General features: G+C 60.9%; 14 protein-coding genes. 5 read left to right on the forward strand and 9 right to left on the reverse strand.

Translation table 11 applies throughout. The features are described 5' to 3' along the window. Positions 1-13 precede the first annotated feature (13 nt). The 6 genes from M0D64_RS21935 to M0D64_RS21960 all read right to left on the reverse strand — a co-directional run bounded on the left by M0D64_RS21935 (position 14) and on the right by M0D64_RS21960 (position 7,665). On the reverse strand, positions 14-2,560 hold the full coding sequence (locus M0D64_RS21935) for a type VI secretion system Vgr family protein (RefSeq protein ID WP_266259212.1): 2,547 nt from the start codon (positions 2,558-2,560) through the stop codon (positions 14-16). Between the two features lie 501 nt (positions 2,561-3,061). Then, positions 3,062-3,997, reverse strand: coding sequence for a choline ABC transporter substrate-binding protein (locus M0D64_RS21940; protein ID WP_266259214.1), 936 nt, complete (start codon positions 3,995-3,997; stop codon positions 3,062-3,064). A gap of 108 nt (positions 3,998-4,105) precedes the next feature. Next, the gene (locus M0D64_RS21945; protein WP_266259215.1) at positions 4,106-5,107 is read right to left on the reverse strand and encodes a GlxA family transcriptional regulator; all 1,002 of its coding nucleotides are present in this window, start codon (positions 5,105-5,107) and stop codon (positions 4,106-4,108) included. A gap of 7 nt (positions 5,108-5,114) precedes the next feature. Further along, positions 5,115-6,017 carry a choline ABC transporter permease subunit gene (gene choW / locus M0D64_RS21950; RefSeq protein WP_054038682.1) on the reverse strand — a complete coding sequence of 301 codons (903 nt, stop codon included), beginning with the start codon at positions 6,015-6,017 and terminating at the stop codon, positions 5,115-5,117. Then, positions 6,010-7,188: a glycine betaine/L-proline ABC transporter ATP-binding protein gene (locus M0D64_RS21955; protein WP_266259216.1), complete on the reverse strand. Its 1,179-nt coding sequence runs from the start codon at positions 7,186-7,188 to the stop codon at positions 6,010-6,012. Before M0D64_RS21955 ends, choW begins: the two co-directional genes overlap by 8 nt. Positions 7,189-7,536: 348 nt before the next feature. Next, positions 7,537-7,665, reverse strand: a complete 129-nt coding sequence (locus M0D64_RS21960; protein WP_266259218.1) for a hypothetical protein — start codon at positions 7,663-7,665, stop codon at positions 7,537-7,539. 293 nt (positions 7,666-7,958) lie between these two features. On the opposite strand from M0D64_RS21960, the gene M0D64_RS21965 reads away from it, so the two are divergent. Continuing rightward, entirely contained in the window at positions 7,959-8,282 is a 324-nt protein-coding gene (locus M0D64_RS21965; protein WP_154560718.1) for a hypothetical protein, read from the forward strand. 44 nt (positions 8,283-8,326) lie between these two features. On the opposite strand, the gene M0D64_RS21970 is transcribed toward M0D64_RS21965, so the two are convergent. Then, a complete protein-coding gene (locus M0D64_RS21970; protein WP_266259219.1) occupies positions 8,327-9,457 on the reverse strand; it encodes a VIT1/CCC1 transporter family protein in 1,131 nt (376 codons plus the stop codon). A 329-nt stretch (positions 9,458-9,786) separates the two neighbouring features. Here M0D64_RS21970 and M0D64_RS21975 point away from each other — a divergent pair, with 329 nt between their 5' ends. Continuing rightward, entirely contained in the window at positions 9,787-10,068 is a 282-nt protein-coding gene (locus M0D64_RS21975) for a hypothetical protein (RefSeq protein WP_154560721.1), read from the forward strand. Between the two features lie 132 nt (positions 10,069-10,200). On the opposite strand, the gene M0D64_RS21980 is transcribed toward M0D64_RS21975, so the two are convergent. Together M0D64_RS21980 and M0D64_RS21985 are read right to left on the reverse strand one after the other, a co-directional pair. Continuing rightward, positions 10,201-11,496, reverse strand: coding sequence for an MFS transporter (locus M0D64_RS21980; protein ID WP_266259220.1), 1,296 nt, complete (start codon positions 11,494-11,496; stop codon positions 10,201-10,203). A 90-nt stretch (positions 11,497-11,586) separates the two neighbouring features. Continuing rightward, entirely contained in the window at positions 11,587-12,678 is a 1,092-nt protein-coding gene (locus M0D64_RS21985; protein ID WP_266259222.1) for a tartrate dehydrogenase, read from the reverse strand. A gap of 137 nt (positions 12,679-12,815) precedes the next feature. On the opposite strand from M0D64_RS21985, the gene M0D64_RS21990 reads away from it, so the two are divergent. The 3 genes from M0D64_RS21990 to M0D64_RS22000 all read left to right on the forward strand — a co-directional run bounded on the left by M0D64_RS21990 (position 12,816) and on the right by M0D64_RS22000 (position 16,534). Next, positions 12,816-13,727 (forward strand): LysR family transcriptional regulator, encoded by a 912-nt coding sequence (locus tag M0D64_RS21990; RefSeq protein ID WP_266259224.1) that lies wholly within the window; start codon positions 12,816-12,818, stop codon positions 13,725-13,727. A 485-nt stretch (positions 13,728-14,212) separates the two neighbouring features. Further along, positions 14,213-15,304 carry a porin gene (locus M0D64_RS21995; protein ID WP_266259225.1) on the forward strand — a complete coding sequence of 364 codons (1,092 nt, stop codon included), beginning with the start codon at positions 14,213-14,215 and terminating at the stop codon, positions 15,302-15,304. A 360-nt stretch (positions 15,305-15,664) separates the two neighbouring features. Next, the gene (locus tag M0D64_RS22000; protein ID WP_266259226.1) at positions 15,665-16,534 is read left to right on the forward strand and encodes a branched-chain amino acid ABC transporter permease; all 870 of its coding nucleotides are present in this window, start codon (positions 15,665-15,667) and stop codon (positions 16,532-16,534) included. Positions 16,535-16,536: the final 2 nt, after the last annotated feature.

Genomic DNA, 16,536 nt, shown 5'->3' on the forward strand with positions numbered 1-16,536 from the left:
GCGGGCGCTCGTATCACTGCGGCACGATCGCACTACCCGATCGCGCGGCGATCAGGAAGCAGCGCTCGCAGAATCGTTCGGGACGCCCCGGAAAGACGATGGGTTTTGTCATCGGCCCCACACAAGCGTGGCTGGCCGCATGCACCAGTGACCGGCCCTCGGTAGAGCCGACAATGCCGTTCCGCGTGATCTCCACTTCCGAACCGCCACCGTTGATGCGGATGCCCCGTTTCGCCTTCAACTCGATCCAGCCGTCCGTACTCATGATTTCGACCGCCCGTTGGGCAATGATTTCGACGCGGTCGTTCTGCGCCTCGACACGCACCTTCCCTGACGCGGCGACGAGCCTGATACCGAGCTTGTGCACAAACAGCGAGAAAGCATTCGCAACGCTCGCAAAAAACGATGTACCAGCTACCACGGCGACATGGCCTCCGGTCGTCAGCGCGAGGTTCTCATCGCTCGCGAGGTGCGTGCTGCCTGCCGTTGTGGTCTGGATGCCCGCGGGGCTCGAGAGCGTCAGATGCGGCTCCGCAAACTCAGGGAATGGGCTGTCACTCGTCGGTGCAGCGCCGCGGAGCCCATCGTTCTGTGTCTTGATCGCCTTGGTGAGCGCGCTCCGGTCAGCGCCCTGCTGCTGCGCGCCATGCTCCTGCGCAAGTCCAGTCAAGCCTTCGTGGAGTTCATGGGCCTGCACGAGCCGCGCCACCGTTTCGCTCATGTCCTTGACGTAGGATCGTGCGTTGGGTCGTGCCTCCGTCGTTATGAGCATCCCTTTCGCGGCGCGCAGCACGCCCCAAAAATCCGTACGCAGTTCATAGCCTTCGCCACGCGCGTCCTGCCGCCCCTTGTTGCCGAGAACGCGCCGCAGGAAGCCGAGGCTCAGTTGCGAGGCGCCGTGATCGCTGGACAGTTGTGTCTGGATTTCGCCCGAGGTGTCGTCCTGCACGAAGTGATTCGATCGGCCACCACCAAGCTCGCGGCTGCGAAACCCGGACAGCGCCTGGTTGTCCGGCAGTTTCCATGCCGGTAGCTGGAACGCGTTGGCGACGCGGCCTGTCACGATCGGCAGGTCAGGATCACCGTTAAGGTGATCGACGAGCACCTCCTCACCGATACGAGGCAGATGCGTCGCGCCGAACTGGTTGCCCTGCCACGGTGACGACACGCGCACCCAGCAACTCGAACGCTGGTCGTGCAAGCCCCGCCGATCCCAATTAAATTGCACCTTCACCCGGCCATAGGCATCAGTCCAGATTTCCTGGTTCTCAGGACCGACCACCATGGCGCTTTGTGGACCAGACGTGCGCGGTTTCTCAATAGTCCTGGCGAGCCGGAATGTCTCGCTAGCCGGCTGAATCTCGAAGTCCGTCGTGCAACGGTAGCGCTGCCCCGTACCGCTTGCCTCGCCGGTCTCCTCGATATCGAGCGTCGCGGAAACCACAAGGTATTCACGGTTTGCGGCCGTCTGCGGATAATGCGTCAGCGCGAAGGTCCGGCCGACCACGAGGCTGCGCAAGTTGCCTTGGCCCTTCGCCCGCAATCCGCCGCAGCGAAACGCCTGCAATCGCACTCTCGATAGATGTTCAGCTTCGCGCTGTGGCTGGTTATGCTCGCCCGTAAGCCCCGTTGCACCCGCCTGCGGCTGCGCAAAATCGCCCCACGCGTAAATTGCCTGCCGTGCCTGCGCGGTGCCGCGCGGGTCTTCGTATCTAGCCGTCAAGTCCGCGTGGGGCCGCGTGTAATCGTAGTCGACGCTCGAGACGGATCCAGCCGTCAGACTGTTTTGCACCGCAAGTGCGTGGACGTGCTCCTTATCGAGCCGCTGACCCGTAGGCCCTTGATAACGGATCGCGCGATACCCCTCGTCTTGCGGATGGTTCGCGGCCATCGCGTCGGCAAGCACCAGGCGGTGTTTGCCGTCGCCATATTCGAACCAGTAATAGATGCCCCACTCCTCCCAGAGCCGCTGAAGAAACGTCCAGTCGCTTTCCCAGTACTGGCACTGGACATCACGCTTGGGATACGGCGTGCGTGGACCGGGTCCGAACAGACGTTTCTCGACGGGGAACGTATAGGCTGACAGCACCGCATCCGTGATTTCCACGACGTCGAGGTCCTGGAACAACCGGCAATTCTGGTTCTTCGTGGCAAGCCAGAGCCACGGGCGCAGCACCAATTCGCAAACGATCGAGCGGCCTTCCTCGCGCACAATGCGCGCGGACGTAACGACGCCGGTGATTTCTCGAGTCTGCGCACCGGCATTCCCCGAGTCAGTTTGCCCCGATATGTCTTGAACGAACCTGCCGTTGCCTTCGAGCTCGATCGCCACAGTAACCTCGGTACCGATCAGCCTGTCGAGTTCGATGTTCGCTGCAACACTCGGAGCAAAGGCTAGCGCGTCTGCCGTCTTCAATACGAGTGTGTACTCGAACAGTTCGCCGAGCGTTTCGGTGCCGCGTAGGCGCACCGGACAGAGGACCGGCAAACCATCGAGGCCACGGGTGGGCAACGCGGAACCCGAAACCGCCAAAGTGCGGGACTGGATAGGAATGGACATGATCTTGAGTCATACGTCGTCGCACCAAGGCCGGCTCGGGCGGACGGTTCATGCGTTACAAGCAGGAAAAGGATCGTCTGCTCGCCTCATGGCTAACCCGAGCTGGGTCAGGGGCGTGACGAAAAAAGGGAAATGGCGTGGCAGCCGGGCCTCAGCCCTATCACGATAAGTCGTTCGGTCTCTGACATCACGAGTAGTCCTTTTTGTTGTCTCGTGATGAAATTAACGGAAGACGAAGAAAACTGCTATGAGAGCAGTCTGCTTTTGTCCTATTTTTACAAAACTTCACAGCCTTTATGGTTTTCACCGAAATCGGGACGTAACCTTGCGTCACGGTCCGTTCGGCGTCATCCGGCGTGTTGACACGTCGTGTCGGCGCGTGCGTCCGGTCGAGCCAAACCCTGTGGTTTGGCGGCCGGAGCACACGCCAGTGTCAAACGCAATTGTTGCCGGTGCTGAGCTTGAGTTTCGGGCAGTGGGTCCGGCGTTCAGTCAACCCCTTCACTTCCCCGCAACGTAGGCCTTCACCGCCGGCAATCCATCCTTTCCATCAAAGGTCTTCACGCCGGCAAGCCACTTGTCGAGCACAGCCGGATTCGCCTTCAGCCAGTCCTTCGCCGCTTTGTTCGGATCCGTCTTGTTCATGATCGGCAGCATCACGTGGTTCTCGATATCCGTCGTGAACTGCAGGTTCGACACGAGCTTTGCGACGTTCGGGCAGCGCGCCGAGTAATCGTTCGGTGTGACCGTCAGCACTCTGGCCTCGCCGTAGTTCGGGCCGAACACGTCGTCACCGCCGGACAGGTAATCGATCTTCATCTGCACGTTCATCGGATGCGGTTCCCAGCCGAGGAACACGATCGGCTTCTTGTCGCGAACCGCGCGATTCACTTCGACCAGCATGCCCGCCTCGCTCGACTCCACCAGCTTGAACTTGCCAAGACCGTACTGGTTGCTGTCGATCATCTTCTTGATCAGCGCATTGCCGTCGTTACCCGGTTCTATGCCATAAATCTTGCCGTCGAGCTTGTCGTAGTTCTTCGCGATGTCGGCGAAGGTTTTGATGCCCGCCTGATACGCATAGTCCGGCACGGCCAGCGTGTATTTCGCTCCGGTCAGGTTCGGCGTAGGCAGCACGGTGAGCTGGCCGGCCTTCTTGAACGGATCGATCATCGGGTCCATGGTCGGCGACCAGTAGCCGAGGAACACATCGATCTGCTTGCTCTTCACCCCCGCAAAGGTGATCGGCACCGAAGCGATGGTTTTGGTCGGCTTGTAGCCGAGCCCTTCCAGCACGGTCGAAGCGAGACCGGTCGTCGCCGCGATATCGGTCCAGCCGACGTCGGCGAACCGGACGTCCCGGCAGGTGGCAGGTTCCGCGGCAAGGACAGATGACACCGACAGCGCGCACAACGACGCAGCCCACAAACGTTTCATGGCGTTCCCTTTGGGTGATTGATGCTTTACTGGTTTTAATAATCGGATTTTCAAAGTGCGACTTCTTGCGTCGACTTCATTCACGTCAACTCACTCATGCAGACTCATCTAAGCAGACAACCGTCGCTCCACACTCGGCGCGTGACCGAACTGCGCGCGATAGGCCTTACTGAAATGACACGGCGAATGAAAGCCGCACACGGCCGTCACTCGCGCAATCGACGCATCCGTATTGCGCAGCAGTTCACGCGCCCGACGCAAACGCAGCGTCAGGTAATAGTGCGTCGGCGACACGCTCAGAAACATCTTGAACATGCGCTGCAAATGACGTTGCGACAGATGCACGAGCCGCGCGAGTTCGTCGAGCGACAACGGCTCTTCGATATTGGCTTCCATCAAGCGCACGACTTCGATCAATTCCGCTCGCGAGAAGCCGACCCGCGCGTCGACGGGAATATGCTGATAATCCGTCGACCCACGAATCCGCTCGACGATGAACTGCTCGGACACTTGCGCCGCGACGGCATGGCCGAGGCGCATGCCGACCAGGTTCAGCATCAGATCGAGTGGCGCGGTGCCGCCGGTGCAGGTCATCCGGTCACGGTCGATCACGAACAGTTCATCGGCAAAACGCACGTGCGGGTAACTCTTGTGCAACGGGGACATGTCTTCCCAATGCACGGTACAGCGATAACCGTCGAGCAGATTCGCAGCCAGCAGCGCGTACGGTCCCGTGCAAATGCCGCCAAGCGGAATGCCCTTCGACGCTACGTCTTGCAGCAAGGCGATGATCGTATCGTCCACGTAGTCGCGTACATGCCAGCCGGCGCAGACGATCAGTACATCGGGCATGCCCGCTTCAGTCAGCGTCGTGGTCGGCTTTACGGTGATGCCGTTACTCGCTCGTGCCGGCTCGCCGTCCGGCGTAATCACCGACCATGTGTAGTGCTGCGCGCGGCCCACGTAGTTGGCCATGCGCAGAACCTCGACCGCGCTCGTGAACGCGATCATCGAAAAGTTCGGCAACGTCAGAAAGCCGAAGTGCGCGAGCCCGGACAGCGGCGAATCGGATGGAGCCTCGACAACAGGAGAGATCGCGTCGCGCTTCATAGGCGGCTCAGCCGTGCTGCGCCGCTGGCGCCCGGCGCACCTTCATGACGCTGCGCAAGCCCGACAACAGAGGCGCCCGCGCCGCGCCCGGCGAGCGGCCGAAGCTTTCCGTGATGCGGTCGAGAATGATCGCCAGCATCACCACCGAGAGACCGCTTTCGAAACCAAGGCCGATATCGAGCCGCTGAATACTCGCCAGCACGTCGTTGCCGAGACCGCCCGCGCCGACCATCGAGGCGATGATCACCATCGAGAGCGCCATCATGATGGTCTGGTTCACGCCGGTCATGATCGAAGGCAGCGCGTTCGGAAACTGCACCTTGTAGAGCAATTGCAGGGGCGTACAGCCGAACGCCTGCCCTGCTTCGACGATTTCGCGATTCACATGCTTGATGCCGAGCGACGTGAGACGCACCGCAGGCGGCATCGCAAAGATCACCGTGGAAAGAATCCCCGGCACGCGGCCGAGACCGAACAGCATCGCCGCAGGAATCAGGTAAACGAACGCGGGCATGGTCTGCATCAGGTCGAGCACGGGGCGCACCATCATTTCGACGGTGCGGCTCTTCGCGGTCCAGATGCCGAGCGGCACGCCGAGCAGCAGGCTGATCAAGGTCGACGAGAGCGTGAGGCCAAGTGTAATCACCATCTGGTCCCAGAAGCCGGTGCCGTAGATCAGCAGCATCGCCAGCAACGTGAACAGCGCGAAACGCCAGCCCACCCGCCACAAGCCGACACCGACGAAAAACGCCATCAGCGCCCACATCGGCACCGCTTGCAGGCCGTGCTCGATCAGCGCGGCAAAACTCTCGATGACCTTGCCGATGGAATCGAAGGTTTTTGCGTCGTGGTCGAGCAGGTAGTGAACGCCGTGATCGACCCAGGCGCCAAGTGGAATGACTTCAGACATGGGAACCTCGATGGCGCGTGAGAACGTTCAGCACGTTCGTCTTGTTGACCGAACCGCAATAGGAGCCGTCCGCTTCGACGACCGGCAGCGGCGCACGGCTCGCCACCACGCGCTCGACGACGTCGTCTAACGGCGTGGTGCGGCGGATGCACTCGATGTGATTGAGCTGCGGCGACGCGCTACCCATCGCATCGCGGCACACGAAGCCGCGGAACTTGCGCTCGCTGTCGAGCACGAAGGCGTATTCGGCGCTGCCGTTGAGCGTCGCGGCCACGCTCGAGGCGTCGATCTGCGGCGAATGCTGCATGAGCGGCACCGCGTCGGTCTGCATCAGGTCGCCGGCCGTCAGATAGCGGCTGGTGTCGATGCCTTCGAAGAACGCCCGCACATAGTCGTCGGCGGGATTGGTGATGATTTGCTGGGGCGTGCCGACCTGTACGACCTTGCCGCCTTCCATGATCGCGATCCGGGTGCCGATGCGCATCGCCTCTTCCAGATCGTGCGAGACGAACAGGATGGTGCGCTGCTGCTCGCGTTGCAGATCGAGCAGCACGTTCTGCATTTCCTTGCGTTTGAGCGGATCGAGCGCGGAGAACGCCTCGTCCATGATCATCAGCGACGGGTTGACTGCCAACGCCCGCGCCAGACCCACGCGTTGCTGCATGCCGCCGGACAACTGAGCCGGCAACTTTTCCGCGAACGGCGCGAGGCCGACCTGTTCGAGCACGGTCATGGCGCGTTTTTCGCGCTCCTTCTTGCCGACGCCTGCCACTTCCAGCCCGAACGCCGCGTTGGACAGCACCGTGCGTTGCGGCATCAACGCGAAGGACTGGAACACCATGCTCATGTCCTTGCGGCGCAGCGCCGTCAATTCCGCGCGCGGCACGCTGGCCACGTCGCGGCCGTCGATCAGCACCTTGCCGGCCGTCGGCTCGACGAGACGGTTGATCAGCCGGATCAGCGTCGACTTGCCGGAGCCGGACAGGCCCATCAGCACGAAGATCTCGCCTTCCTTGACTTCGAACGATACGTTATGGACGCCGACTATCTGACCGGTGCGCGCGAAGACTTCTTCTTTGGTTGCGCCGCCTGCCAGCATGCCGATCGCCTGTTTCGGGTTGGTGCCGAACACCTTGCACAGCCCTTCGACCACGACCTTGGGGGAATTCATTGAATGCTCTCCTCGCTTGGCGGACGTCCGTCCGCGCTGTGCATACATAGTTGCCAGAAAAAAGTACGCCTAGCCGACTATTTGCGACAACCACATGTGGAAATGCGACACCGCCGTCGCGCGGGCGCCGGCTGGCGGCGGGCAAAGCCCCGTTGGGTAAGGGTTTGCGAGGTGTTGGAGGGGTTAGCCGGCCGTGTCGCGCCAGAGCAAGTGAGGGTGGTCTGGAGGAAAAAACGGCTGTGCGGACGACGTGGCAGGCGCATTTTGCCGCGACGCAGCAAGCCCGCCGTTGCTCAGCGGGCGTCGTTGCGCGCCCGCGAGGTGGGCGCCATGATCAATGATCGAGGCTCAATGACGGGCGCGAACCACCTGTAGCAGACGGTCCGCCCGCGAAAAATACCAGATCGCAAGGCCGCCCAGCACCGGGTACATGCAATACAGGCGCGCGAGCGCCCAAACCTCTGCAGAAAAGCCCATTGCGATTCCCCGCCCATCGTGGATGCCATTCGGCAAAATTTGAAACGGCGCGACCTGGCTATTGATTGCCGGTTCGAGCCGAAAACAGCGCCGCTGGTTGCACGCGATGGAGGAAAACCGGAGGCCTGGCCGGTTCATCGTGCACGGAAATCATTAGGGCAACCTTAAGGCTGCGCGCCGTTACTCCGTGTTACGAATCTCGCATCCCTCTTGCACCTGCAAACCGCGGCCCTGCCTACACTGCGCACCATCTCCACTGTCATCGCCAGCAACCATCAGGCGAAAAGAAAAACATGCGCAAGAACCTATTATCAGTGTTTCTCGGCGGCGCGATATTAGTGGCTTCCACAGTCGCTTCCGCGCACGTCGACGTGGGCATCGGCATCGGCATTCCTGGGCCGGTTTTTGTGCCTGCGGAACCGGCCTACATTGCGCCTCCGCCGGTCGTTTATGCGCCCCCGCCGGTGGTGGAATATGGCTACGGCTACGGCGACGACTGGCGCGCCCGCGAGTGGCATGAGCGTCAGGAGTGGCGCGAACGACGGTGGCGCCACCACGAGCATGAGGAGCACGAGCGCGAATGGCGCGAGCGCCATGGCTGGGGGGATGGAGATTGATGCCAACGAAGTGGCGGCGGCATCAGCCGACGCCACGCCCCCTGTCATGAGATCGACACGCCCAACAGCTTCCCAACTCCGAACGTGAACCCCGCGGCAACGAGGCCAATGACGACCTGCCGCGTTGCGGAGAATCCCACGCTGCGTCCGTTGAACAGCGAGGTGAACACCCCAATGGATGCGAGTGCAATCATGCTAAGTGCGATGCATTGAACGATCGCGTTAAGCCCGTGCGTCCACAGGAATGGCATCACCGGAAAAATCGCCCCGGCCGAGAATAGGCAAAACGAAACCCCCGCAGCAGACCACGGGTTGCCGCCCAACTCGGCGGGATCGAGTCCGAGCTCCTCGCGCGTCAAGGTATCGAGCGCCTTGTCCTTGTCACGCATCATCTGCGAAGCCACCCGTTTGGCCTCGACTGCGTCAAGCCCCTTCGCACGATAGATCAGCGCGAGTTCGTGCTCCTCGGCTTCCGGCGACACCTCCAGTTCTTCCGCTTCTTTAGCAATCTGGGTACTAGCCAATTCGCGCGCATTGGTCACCGACAGCCATTCTCCCAACGCCATCGAACACGCGCCGGCAATGAGACCGGCGAGCCCCGTGAGCAGGATCGCCTTGTTGCCCGTTCCCGCACCGGCCACGCCCATGATCAGGCAGAAGTTCGACACGAGACCGTCGTTCGCACCGAGCACGGCCGCGCGCAGATCGTTACCCGACGAAACGCCCTTATGCCACGACTCCGCAGCGGCAATACGCGCGCCTTGCGACAGGTCCGGGTCGCCGCCGCCGTGAGCCAGGGTCTGGACTACCGCCGCGTGGTGATGCTCGTCGGCGGACATACGGCCCGCGTCCGGTTGCCCCTGGTATTTGTTGCGGTCGGCGTACTCGGCTGCAGCGAGCGTAGGTAGCACAAAACCCGCACCGAACAAGCGCACCAGTGCTTTCATCAGGCGCGTCTTCGCAGCCTGACCGGCGCCCGTCGGCTGAATGCCGTTAGCTCTCAGCTTATCGGCCCACACCTCTGCATGATCGCGTTCCGACTTCGCGAGGTCACTGTAGACCTGCTTGCGCGTATCGTCCTTTTCAACTTTCGCGAGCGTTTCATAGAGCGCGGCGCTATGGAGTTCATCGGAGAGATTGGCTCTGTACCGCTTGACTTCATGTTTGGATGCCATGGTGACGTGCCTGCATATCGTGTCGATAACAACGAAGCGTAATCGATTCAGGCACGGAAATCATAAAGCCCCTAAAGCGCATGTTTAGCGAGAACACCAACAGTTCTCATCCCCATTTGGTTCTGCACGATTTTTTCTTAAGACATGCTTATGCGTGTCCTCATCAAGCACAGGTTCTCGCCACTATCGTCCAGTATTTCCGCGCTTCGAAATACGGAAGAAAGTAATTTGGCCTCGCCTAAGGAGAAATTAAGGAACGCTGCTTATTCTGTGAATACGCATCGACCGGAATGGTCGGCGCGGCACCATCACACTATTGGAGAACTATCATGAAAGCACTCAAACACATCATGCTCGTTGCGTCGATCGTCGCCATCCCGACTCTGTCGTTTGCCCAGCAGATGAACACACCGATGAACGACACAACGACGGCACCCACCGTCTCGATGCACGACACGCAGAACAATCAGCCGGGTACGCAATATCAGCAGCCCTCACACAAGATGTCGGGCTCTGGTGACAGCTCAGGTTACGGTGCACCCGCGACAAGCTTTTCGCAATCTTCGACGATGCATTTCGAGGGTAAGAATTCGGGATTGTTCAAGCATTGAATACGCGTGATGATGCCTTGCACTTCCTCGCTGTCTCCGCGCTAGCCACTATTTGCGGCAAGTCAGCGGGCAACAATCAGCGCGGGAGTGAGGCACATCTTCAATCAGAAAGCCGATCAAAAACCAGCGAGATCATTGCGGCGCAGGAGCCGCCCGATATCCTCGCCGGCCGATAGCCAACGTGAGCACGGCGGAAACCGCAAGACTCGCCGCAACCACATAGAGCCCGGCAGCATATCCACCCGTCACACTCTTCAGCCAGCCTATTGCAAACGGGCCGACGAAACCGCCGAGATTGCCGATCGAGTTGATCATGGCGATACCGGCCGCGGCGCCGGCGCCAGAGAGGAACGTGCTCGGCATGGCCCACAGCGGCGCCTTGGCCGCGCTAATGCCCACGTTCACGAGGATCAGCGCGAGCACCACCGCAAGGACGGTATCCGCAAAGCCTGCCCATGCGAGCCCGATGCCGGCTGCGACGCACGGAATCACCACATGCCACGTGCGCTCGCCAGTGCGATCCGAATGGCGCGCCCACAGCACCATGCCGATTACGGCCAGCACGCTGGGAATCGCGTTCAACGCGCCGGTACCCAGCGCGCTAAAACCGAATTGACGAATGATCAGCGGCGCCCACAGCCCGAGCGTATAGAGTCCCGCCGAGGTGCCGAAGTAAATCATCGACATGATCCACACGCGCGGGTCGCGCAGCGCGGCGAGCGCACCTGCCGCGTGTCCCGCCTGCGATTCACGTCCCGCGCGTTCTTCGCGTAAGGTCGCGACGAGCCACGCTTTCTCATCCGCGGCAAGCCACGCCGCCTTTTCTGGCGAATCGGTGAGCGCTTTCAAAACCACGAACCCGAGAACGACCGCAGGAATCGCTTCGATGAGGAAAAGCCATTGCCAATCTTTCAAGCCGAACAGGGCCGGCATCTGCATGATGGCGCCTGAAATGGGCGATCCGATTGCCGTCGACAAAGGTGCGGCCGCCATGAACGCGGCCGCCGCGACTGCTCGTTGCCGCGCGGGAAACCACTGGCTGAGATAAAGAATGATGCCGGGGAAGAAACCGGCTTCGGCCACGCCGAGCAAGAAGCGCAGCGTATAGAACGAATTCGGCCCGACGACAAACGCGGAAGCCGCGGACACCAGCCCCCACGTCACCATCACACGCGCGATCCAGATGCGCGCACCGACCTTGTTCAGAATGAGGTTCGAGGGCACTTCGAACAGAAAGTACCCAAGAAAGAAGATGCCGCCGCCGAGCCCGAACATGGTCGGCGAGAGGCCGAGGTCCTTGTTCATCGTGAGCGCCGCGAAGCCGACGTTCACACGATCGAGAAAGCTCACAAAATAAAGCAGCATGACGAAGGGCAAAATACGCCACGTCAGCTTGCGAACCACACGGGCTTGCAATTCATTGGCCATGCCAGTCTCCAGTCTTTAAATCGCCCGTGACGTATTCATCCGGGCGTTTTGTTTTTGTCTAATGCGCGTTGCGTATTGCATGCAGCCAGTTCAGGCTACCTTGAACGCCGCCGATTCCGCTGCGAGGATCGCGCAGACCGCGTCGGTCACCTGCGCTGTTGTGGCCGTACCGCCGAGGTCACCCGTGTGCAACGTCGGGTCAGCCGTGATGCGTTCGATCGCGCCCATCAACTGCTGGGCAGCGGCCCTTTCGCCCAGATGCTCGAGCATCATCACAACCGACCAGAACGTGCCGACCGGATTGGCGAGACCCTTGCCCATGATGTCGAATGCGGAACCGTGAATCGGCTCGAACATCGAGGGATAGCGGCGCTCGGGGTCGAGATTCGCAGTCGGCGCGATGCCGAGGCTGCCGGCCAGTGCCGCGGCCAGATCGCTGAGAATGTCCGCGTGAAGGTTCGTCGCGACGATCGTGTCGAGCGTGGCGGGACGGTTGACCATGCGTGCGGTGGCGGCGTCGACGAGTTCCTTGTCCCACTTGACGCCAGGAAATTCTTTCGAGACTTCGAGCGCAATCTCGTCCCACATGACCATTGCGTGGCGTTGCGCATTGCTCTTGGTGATCACAGTCAGCAACTTGCGCGGCCGCGACTGTGCGAGACGGAACGCGAATCGAAGAATGCGTTCGACGCCCGCGCGGGTCATCATCGAAACGTCCGTTGCCACTTCGATCGGATGGCCCTGGTGTGCGCGTCCACCTACGCCGGAATACTCGCCCTCCGAGTTCTCGCGAACGATGACCCAGTCGAGATCCTTCGGCCCACAGCGCTTCAACGGAGCGTCGATGCCAGGAAGGATGCGAGTGGGACGCACGTTCGCGTACTGATCGAAGCCCTGACAGATCTTCAGGCGCAATCCCCAAAGCGTCACGTGATCGGGAATATGCGGATCACCCGCCGAGCCGAACAGAATCGCATCCTTGTTGCGGATGGCATCCAGCCCATCGGCCGGCATCATCACCCCGTGCTGGCGGTAGAAATCGCCGCCCCAATCGAAATTCTCGAACTCGAACTGGAAGGCGTCGCTACGCGCAGCGATGGCTTCGAGAACCCGTTGGCCCGCGGGCACGACTTCCTTGCCGATGCCGTCGCCGGGAATGGTTGCGATGCGATAGGTCTTCACTGGCGTCTCCTTGGTGTTGAACGTATGGCTGCATCCTAGTATGGCGACCGCACGCGAAAACGCTGCTAGACTCAAAGCATCCTTAACCTGCAGTTAATAATAGGCTGTTCATCGGCCTGCTCATCGACCCACTCAACATGACTTCGTCGATACAACCGGAAGACCTCGCCTTCTTCTCCAAGCTCGCCGCAAGCGGCAGTCTGACCGCGACTGCGCGCGAACTCGGCTTGAGCACGGCAGCCGTGAGCAAGCATCTGGCGCAAATGGAATCGCGCGCGGGCGTGTCGCTCGTGAATCGCACGACCCGGCGTATGAGCCTTACGCCGGAGGGCGAACTCTACCTGACTCGCGCCAGACGCATCCTGAGCGAAATGGACGACCTGGCCCAGTTGCTCGGCGGCTCGCAAGCGGCCCCGAAAGGCCTGTTGCGCGTGAACGCGACGCTCGGTTTCGGCCGCAGTCACGTGGCGCCGCTCATTTCCCGATTTGTGCGGCGCTTTCCCAAGGTGGACGTGCAATTGCAACTCTCCGTCGACCCGCCACCGATTAGCGACGACGCCTTCGACGTGTGCGTGCGTTTCGGCGAACCGCCGGATGCGCGCGTAATTGCGCGCCGGGTCGCGCCGAACCGGCGATTGCTTTGCGCATCGCCAACGTATTTCACCAGACGGCGCGCGCCGCGCAGTCCGGCGGAGTTATCGCAACACAATTGCATCGGCATTCGTCAGGGTGACGATGGCTATGGGCTCTGGCGCTTGACCAGCGGACGCGGTTCGACCGAAAAGACCGAGACCGTACGCGTGCGCGGCAACCTCACCACCAATGACGGCGAGATCGCGGTGAAGTGGGCGCTCGACGGTCACGGCATTCTGATGCGGGCGGAATGGGATATCGCGGAGTATCTCGCCGATGGCCGCCTGATCCACGTATTGCCGGAATACCGCACGCCGGGTGCCGATATTTATGCGGTGTACCCGCAACAGTTGCAGATGACAGCGCGGGTCAAGGCTTTCGTCGACATGCTGATAGAGACGTTCGGCACACGCTGAGTCCGCTCTTTGATAGTTCTGCAATGCAGAACCACCGAATCAGCCGTCTTTCTCACAATTCAAACCGGATAATTCCGGCAATCTCCTTGTATTACATAGCCTTACGGCGCACTTCAAGCACGCCTTCAGTGCCAGGTGTTTTCCCTATTTTGGCCTGCATTGCAGGCCAAACGAGCGGTTTCCCCCGTTGACACAGAACGAACGGTCGTGCCAAATTGCGCCTGCATCCTGTGCGCAAGCACGCGATCGATGAACTCATAGCAGCGCCGGGCCGCCCCCGCACCCAGGAGACAAGCCAGCCGGCAACCGGACTCGAAACGCATACCAGCAGATCCAATATTTCGCATCCCTTATCAGATCGCGAGGGCCCGCTATTGTCGCTTTTGCCTGTTGAGATCGTATCGCGCAACAGATCGCCAGAATCTTGCAGCACAAGCATTACTTCGCCAGTTCAATTGATTCCAATAAACAAGGAGACACGAAGCATGCCGGCAAGTCATCGCAATCGAGTTGGAGCCATTCTTGGATTAGTTGGAGCATGCACCCTGGGCACGGCCCAGAGCGCCCATGCACAAAGCAATGTCACGCTGTACGGCATCGTCGACGGCTCGATCCTCTACACCAGCAAAACGCTTAACGCGGCCACAGGTCAGAGCGCCGGCCATCAATACTCGTTCACCGACAGCGGCCTCTCCGGCTCGCGCTTCGGCATGCGTGGCGCCGAAGATCTCGGCGGCAGCATGCGTGCGATCTTCGAACTCGAAAGCGGCATCAGCATTGCCAACGGCGCGTTCAGCAATTCGAACGGCAACGAGTTCGGGCGGCAGGCGTGGGTCGGCGTGGACACCCGCTACGGCACGGTCAAGGCCGGCTTGCAGTTCTCGCCCTTCTTCCTCGCGGTGTACGACTTCGATCCGCGCGAGATGTCGTACTTCGGCAGCGGTCTCATCACCTATCTCAACAATGTCTTTGTGACCGGCCTGTTCAATCCGAACGGCATTTCGTACACGTCGCCGGAAATCGCCGGCTTGCAAGCCAGCGCGATGATGGCGCTGGGCGGCACGGCCGGGAACTTTCAGGCGGGCCGCCAGTACTCGGCGAGCCTGCGCTACCACCTCGGCACGCTGACCGTCGATGCCGCGCTCTACAGCGGCAACGCCGGAGGCAGCGCCGCATCGATCGCGATTCCGAGCGTGGTCGAATTCGACGGCCGTGCGCTCGGCGCCAGCTACGTGTTCAACAACCTGACCGTGAAGGCTTCCTACGTGCAGTACAAAGTGGCAGGCTCGTTCAACGATCGTGTCTATTCAGGCGGCGCCAGCTATCGCATCACACCGGCGCTGAACGTCGACGCGGGTGTGTGGGTCACGCGCGACGGAAACAACTCGTCGAACAATTCGATACTGGCGTCCACCGGGCTCGACTATTCCCTGTCGAAGGCCACCGTGGTGTATGGGCAAGCTGGCTTCGTGACCAACCACGGTGCCATGCACACTGGACTGTCCGTCAACAACGCACTGAACGAAGCGACCGGCACGACGGCCGGCGTGAATATCGGCATGCGGCACATGTTCTAGCCGGCGCAGAACGCGAGATGCCGGCGTGCCGCGCAGGCGGTGCGCCGGATCATGCGAACGGGCGACTTGATGCGCGTCATCTAAGTGACTTCCCTAATAATCTGCAATGCAGAACAATCAAATGGAAAAACCTGTTGACGGAAAGTGAACGCCCGTGCCAAATTTCTCTAGCGCCGCCACACATCGCCATTTCCAGTTCGCGCCGATGCGTGCGTGTTTCAAGCGTCGACAACCGTCGATAACGGTCGCCGGATTCGAGAGAGCGGCTGTTGTCCCGTCCGTAGTCAGGTGTGCGGCGATGCGTCCCCTGCAGCAAGGGTAACGATTGCACAGCGTGCTTCCGTTGGAGGGTGTCAAAGCGTGGACATGTTTTTGCAGCAGCTTCTCAACGGCTTGACGCTGGGCGGCATCTACAGCCTCGTCGCACTCGGACTCACGCTGGTCTACGGCATTCTCGCAGTGCCGAATTTCGCGCACGGCGCGTTCTACATGGTCGGCGCGTTCGTCTCGTTCTACCTGATGAGCCGGCTCGGCTGGAACTACTGGCTCGCGATGATCGGCTCCGGCCTCGCGGTCGCAGTACTCGCGATGCTCGCCGAGCGGCTGGTGTTCCATCCGCTGCGCAAATCTTCCGAATTGCATCCCATGATCGCCGCGATCGGCCTCCTGCTGTTTCTCGAAGCCGGTGCGCAGGCGATCTGGGGCGCGGACTTTCATCGTATGGCCACGCCCTACGCCGGGATCGTCGATCTGGGCGGCGTGACCGCGCCCGTGCAGCGCCTGCTGATCATCGGCGCAGCGTTCGCGTTGGTGGTGCTGCTGCAACTCTTCCTCAAATACACGGTGATCGGCTCGAGCATCATCGCGATGGCGCAGGACCGCGAAGGCGCCTCGCTGATGGGCATCGACGCCAACAAGGTGACGATGCTGACCTTCGGCATCTCGGGCCTTCTCGCCGCCGTGGCCGCCACGCTGTACGCGCCGATCAACCTCGTCTATCCGGCGATGGGCCAACTGGTGATCCTGAAGGCCTTCGTGATCATCATTCTCGGCGGCATGGGCAGCGTGCCGGGCGCGATCGTCGGCGGGTTGATCATCGGCATGGCGGAGAGTTTTGGCGCCTTCTACATTTCGACCGACTACAAGGACATCATCGCCTTCGTGCTGCTGGTGGTGATTCTGTCGGTTCGTCCTCAAGGACTGTTCACCAGGGAACTGCGCGCATCGTGAAA

It is taken from the genome of Paraburkholderia sp. WS6, assembly GCF_030464835.1.
Taxonomy (GTDB): Bacteria; Pseudomonadota; Gammaproteobacteria; order Burkholderiales; family Burkholderiaceae; genus Paraburkholderia; species Paraburkholderia madseniana.

Excerpts from the sequence above, each read along its gene's own strand:
- M0D64_RS21935 (WP_266259212.1), bottom strand. The coding sequence starts at position 2,560 with ATGTCCATTCCTATCCAGTCCCGCACTTTGGCGGTTTCGGGTTCCGCG.
- M0D64_RS21940 (WP_266259214.1), bottom strand. The coding sequence starts at position 3,997 with ATGAAACGTTTGTGGGCTGCGTCGTTGTGCGCGCTGTCGGTGTCATCT.
- M0D64_RS21945 (WP_266259215.1), bottom strand. The coding sequence starts at position 5,107 with ATGAAGCGCGACGCGATCTCTCCTGTTGTCGAGGCTCCATCCGATTCG.
- choW (WP_054038682.1), bottom strand. The coding sequence starts at position 6,017 with ATGTCTGAAGTCATTCCACTTGGCGCCTGGGTCGATCACGGCGTTCAC.
- M0D64_RS21955 (WP_266259216.1), bottom strand. The coding sequence starts at position 7,188 with ATGAATTCCCCCAAGGTCGTGGTCGAAGGGCTGTGCAAGGTGTTCGGC.
- M0D64_RS21960 (WP_266259218.1), bottom strand. The coding sequence starts at position 7,665 with ATGGGCTTTTCTGCAGAGGTTTGGGCGCTCGCGCGCCTGTATTGCATG.
- M0D64_RS21965 (WP_154560718.1), top strand. The coding sequence starts at position 7,959 with ATGCGCAAGAACCTATTATCAGTGTTTCTCGGCGGCGCGATATTAGTG.
- M0D64_RS21970 (WP_266259219.1), bottom strand. The coding sequence starts at position 9,457 with ATGGCATCCAAACATGAAGTCAAGCGGTACAGAGCCAATCTCTCCGAT.
- M0D64_RS21975 (WP_154560721.1), top strand. The coding sequence starts at position 9,787 with ATGAAAGCACTCAAACACATCATGCTCGTTGCGTCGATCGTCGCCATC.
- M0D64_RS21980 (WP_266259220.1), bottom strand. The coding sequence starts at position 11,496 with ATGGCCAATGAATTGCAAGCCCGTGTGGTTCGCAAGCTGACGTGGCGT.
- M0D64_RS21990 (WP_266259224.1), top strand. The coding sequence starts at position 12,816 with ATGACTTCGTCGATACAACCGGAAGACCTCGCCTTCTTCTCCAAGCTC.
- M0D64_RS21995 (WP_266259225.1), top strand. The coding sequence starts at position 14,213 with ATGCCGGCAAGTCATCGCAATCGAGTTGGAGCCATTCTTGGATTAGTT.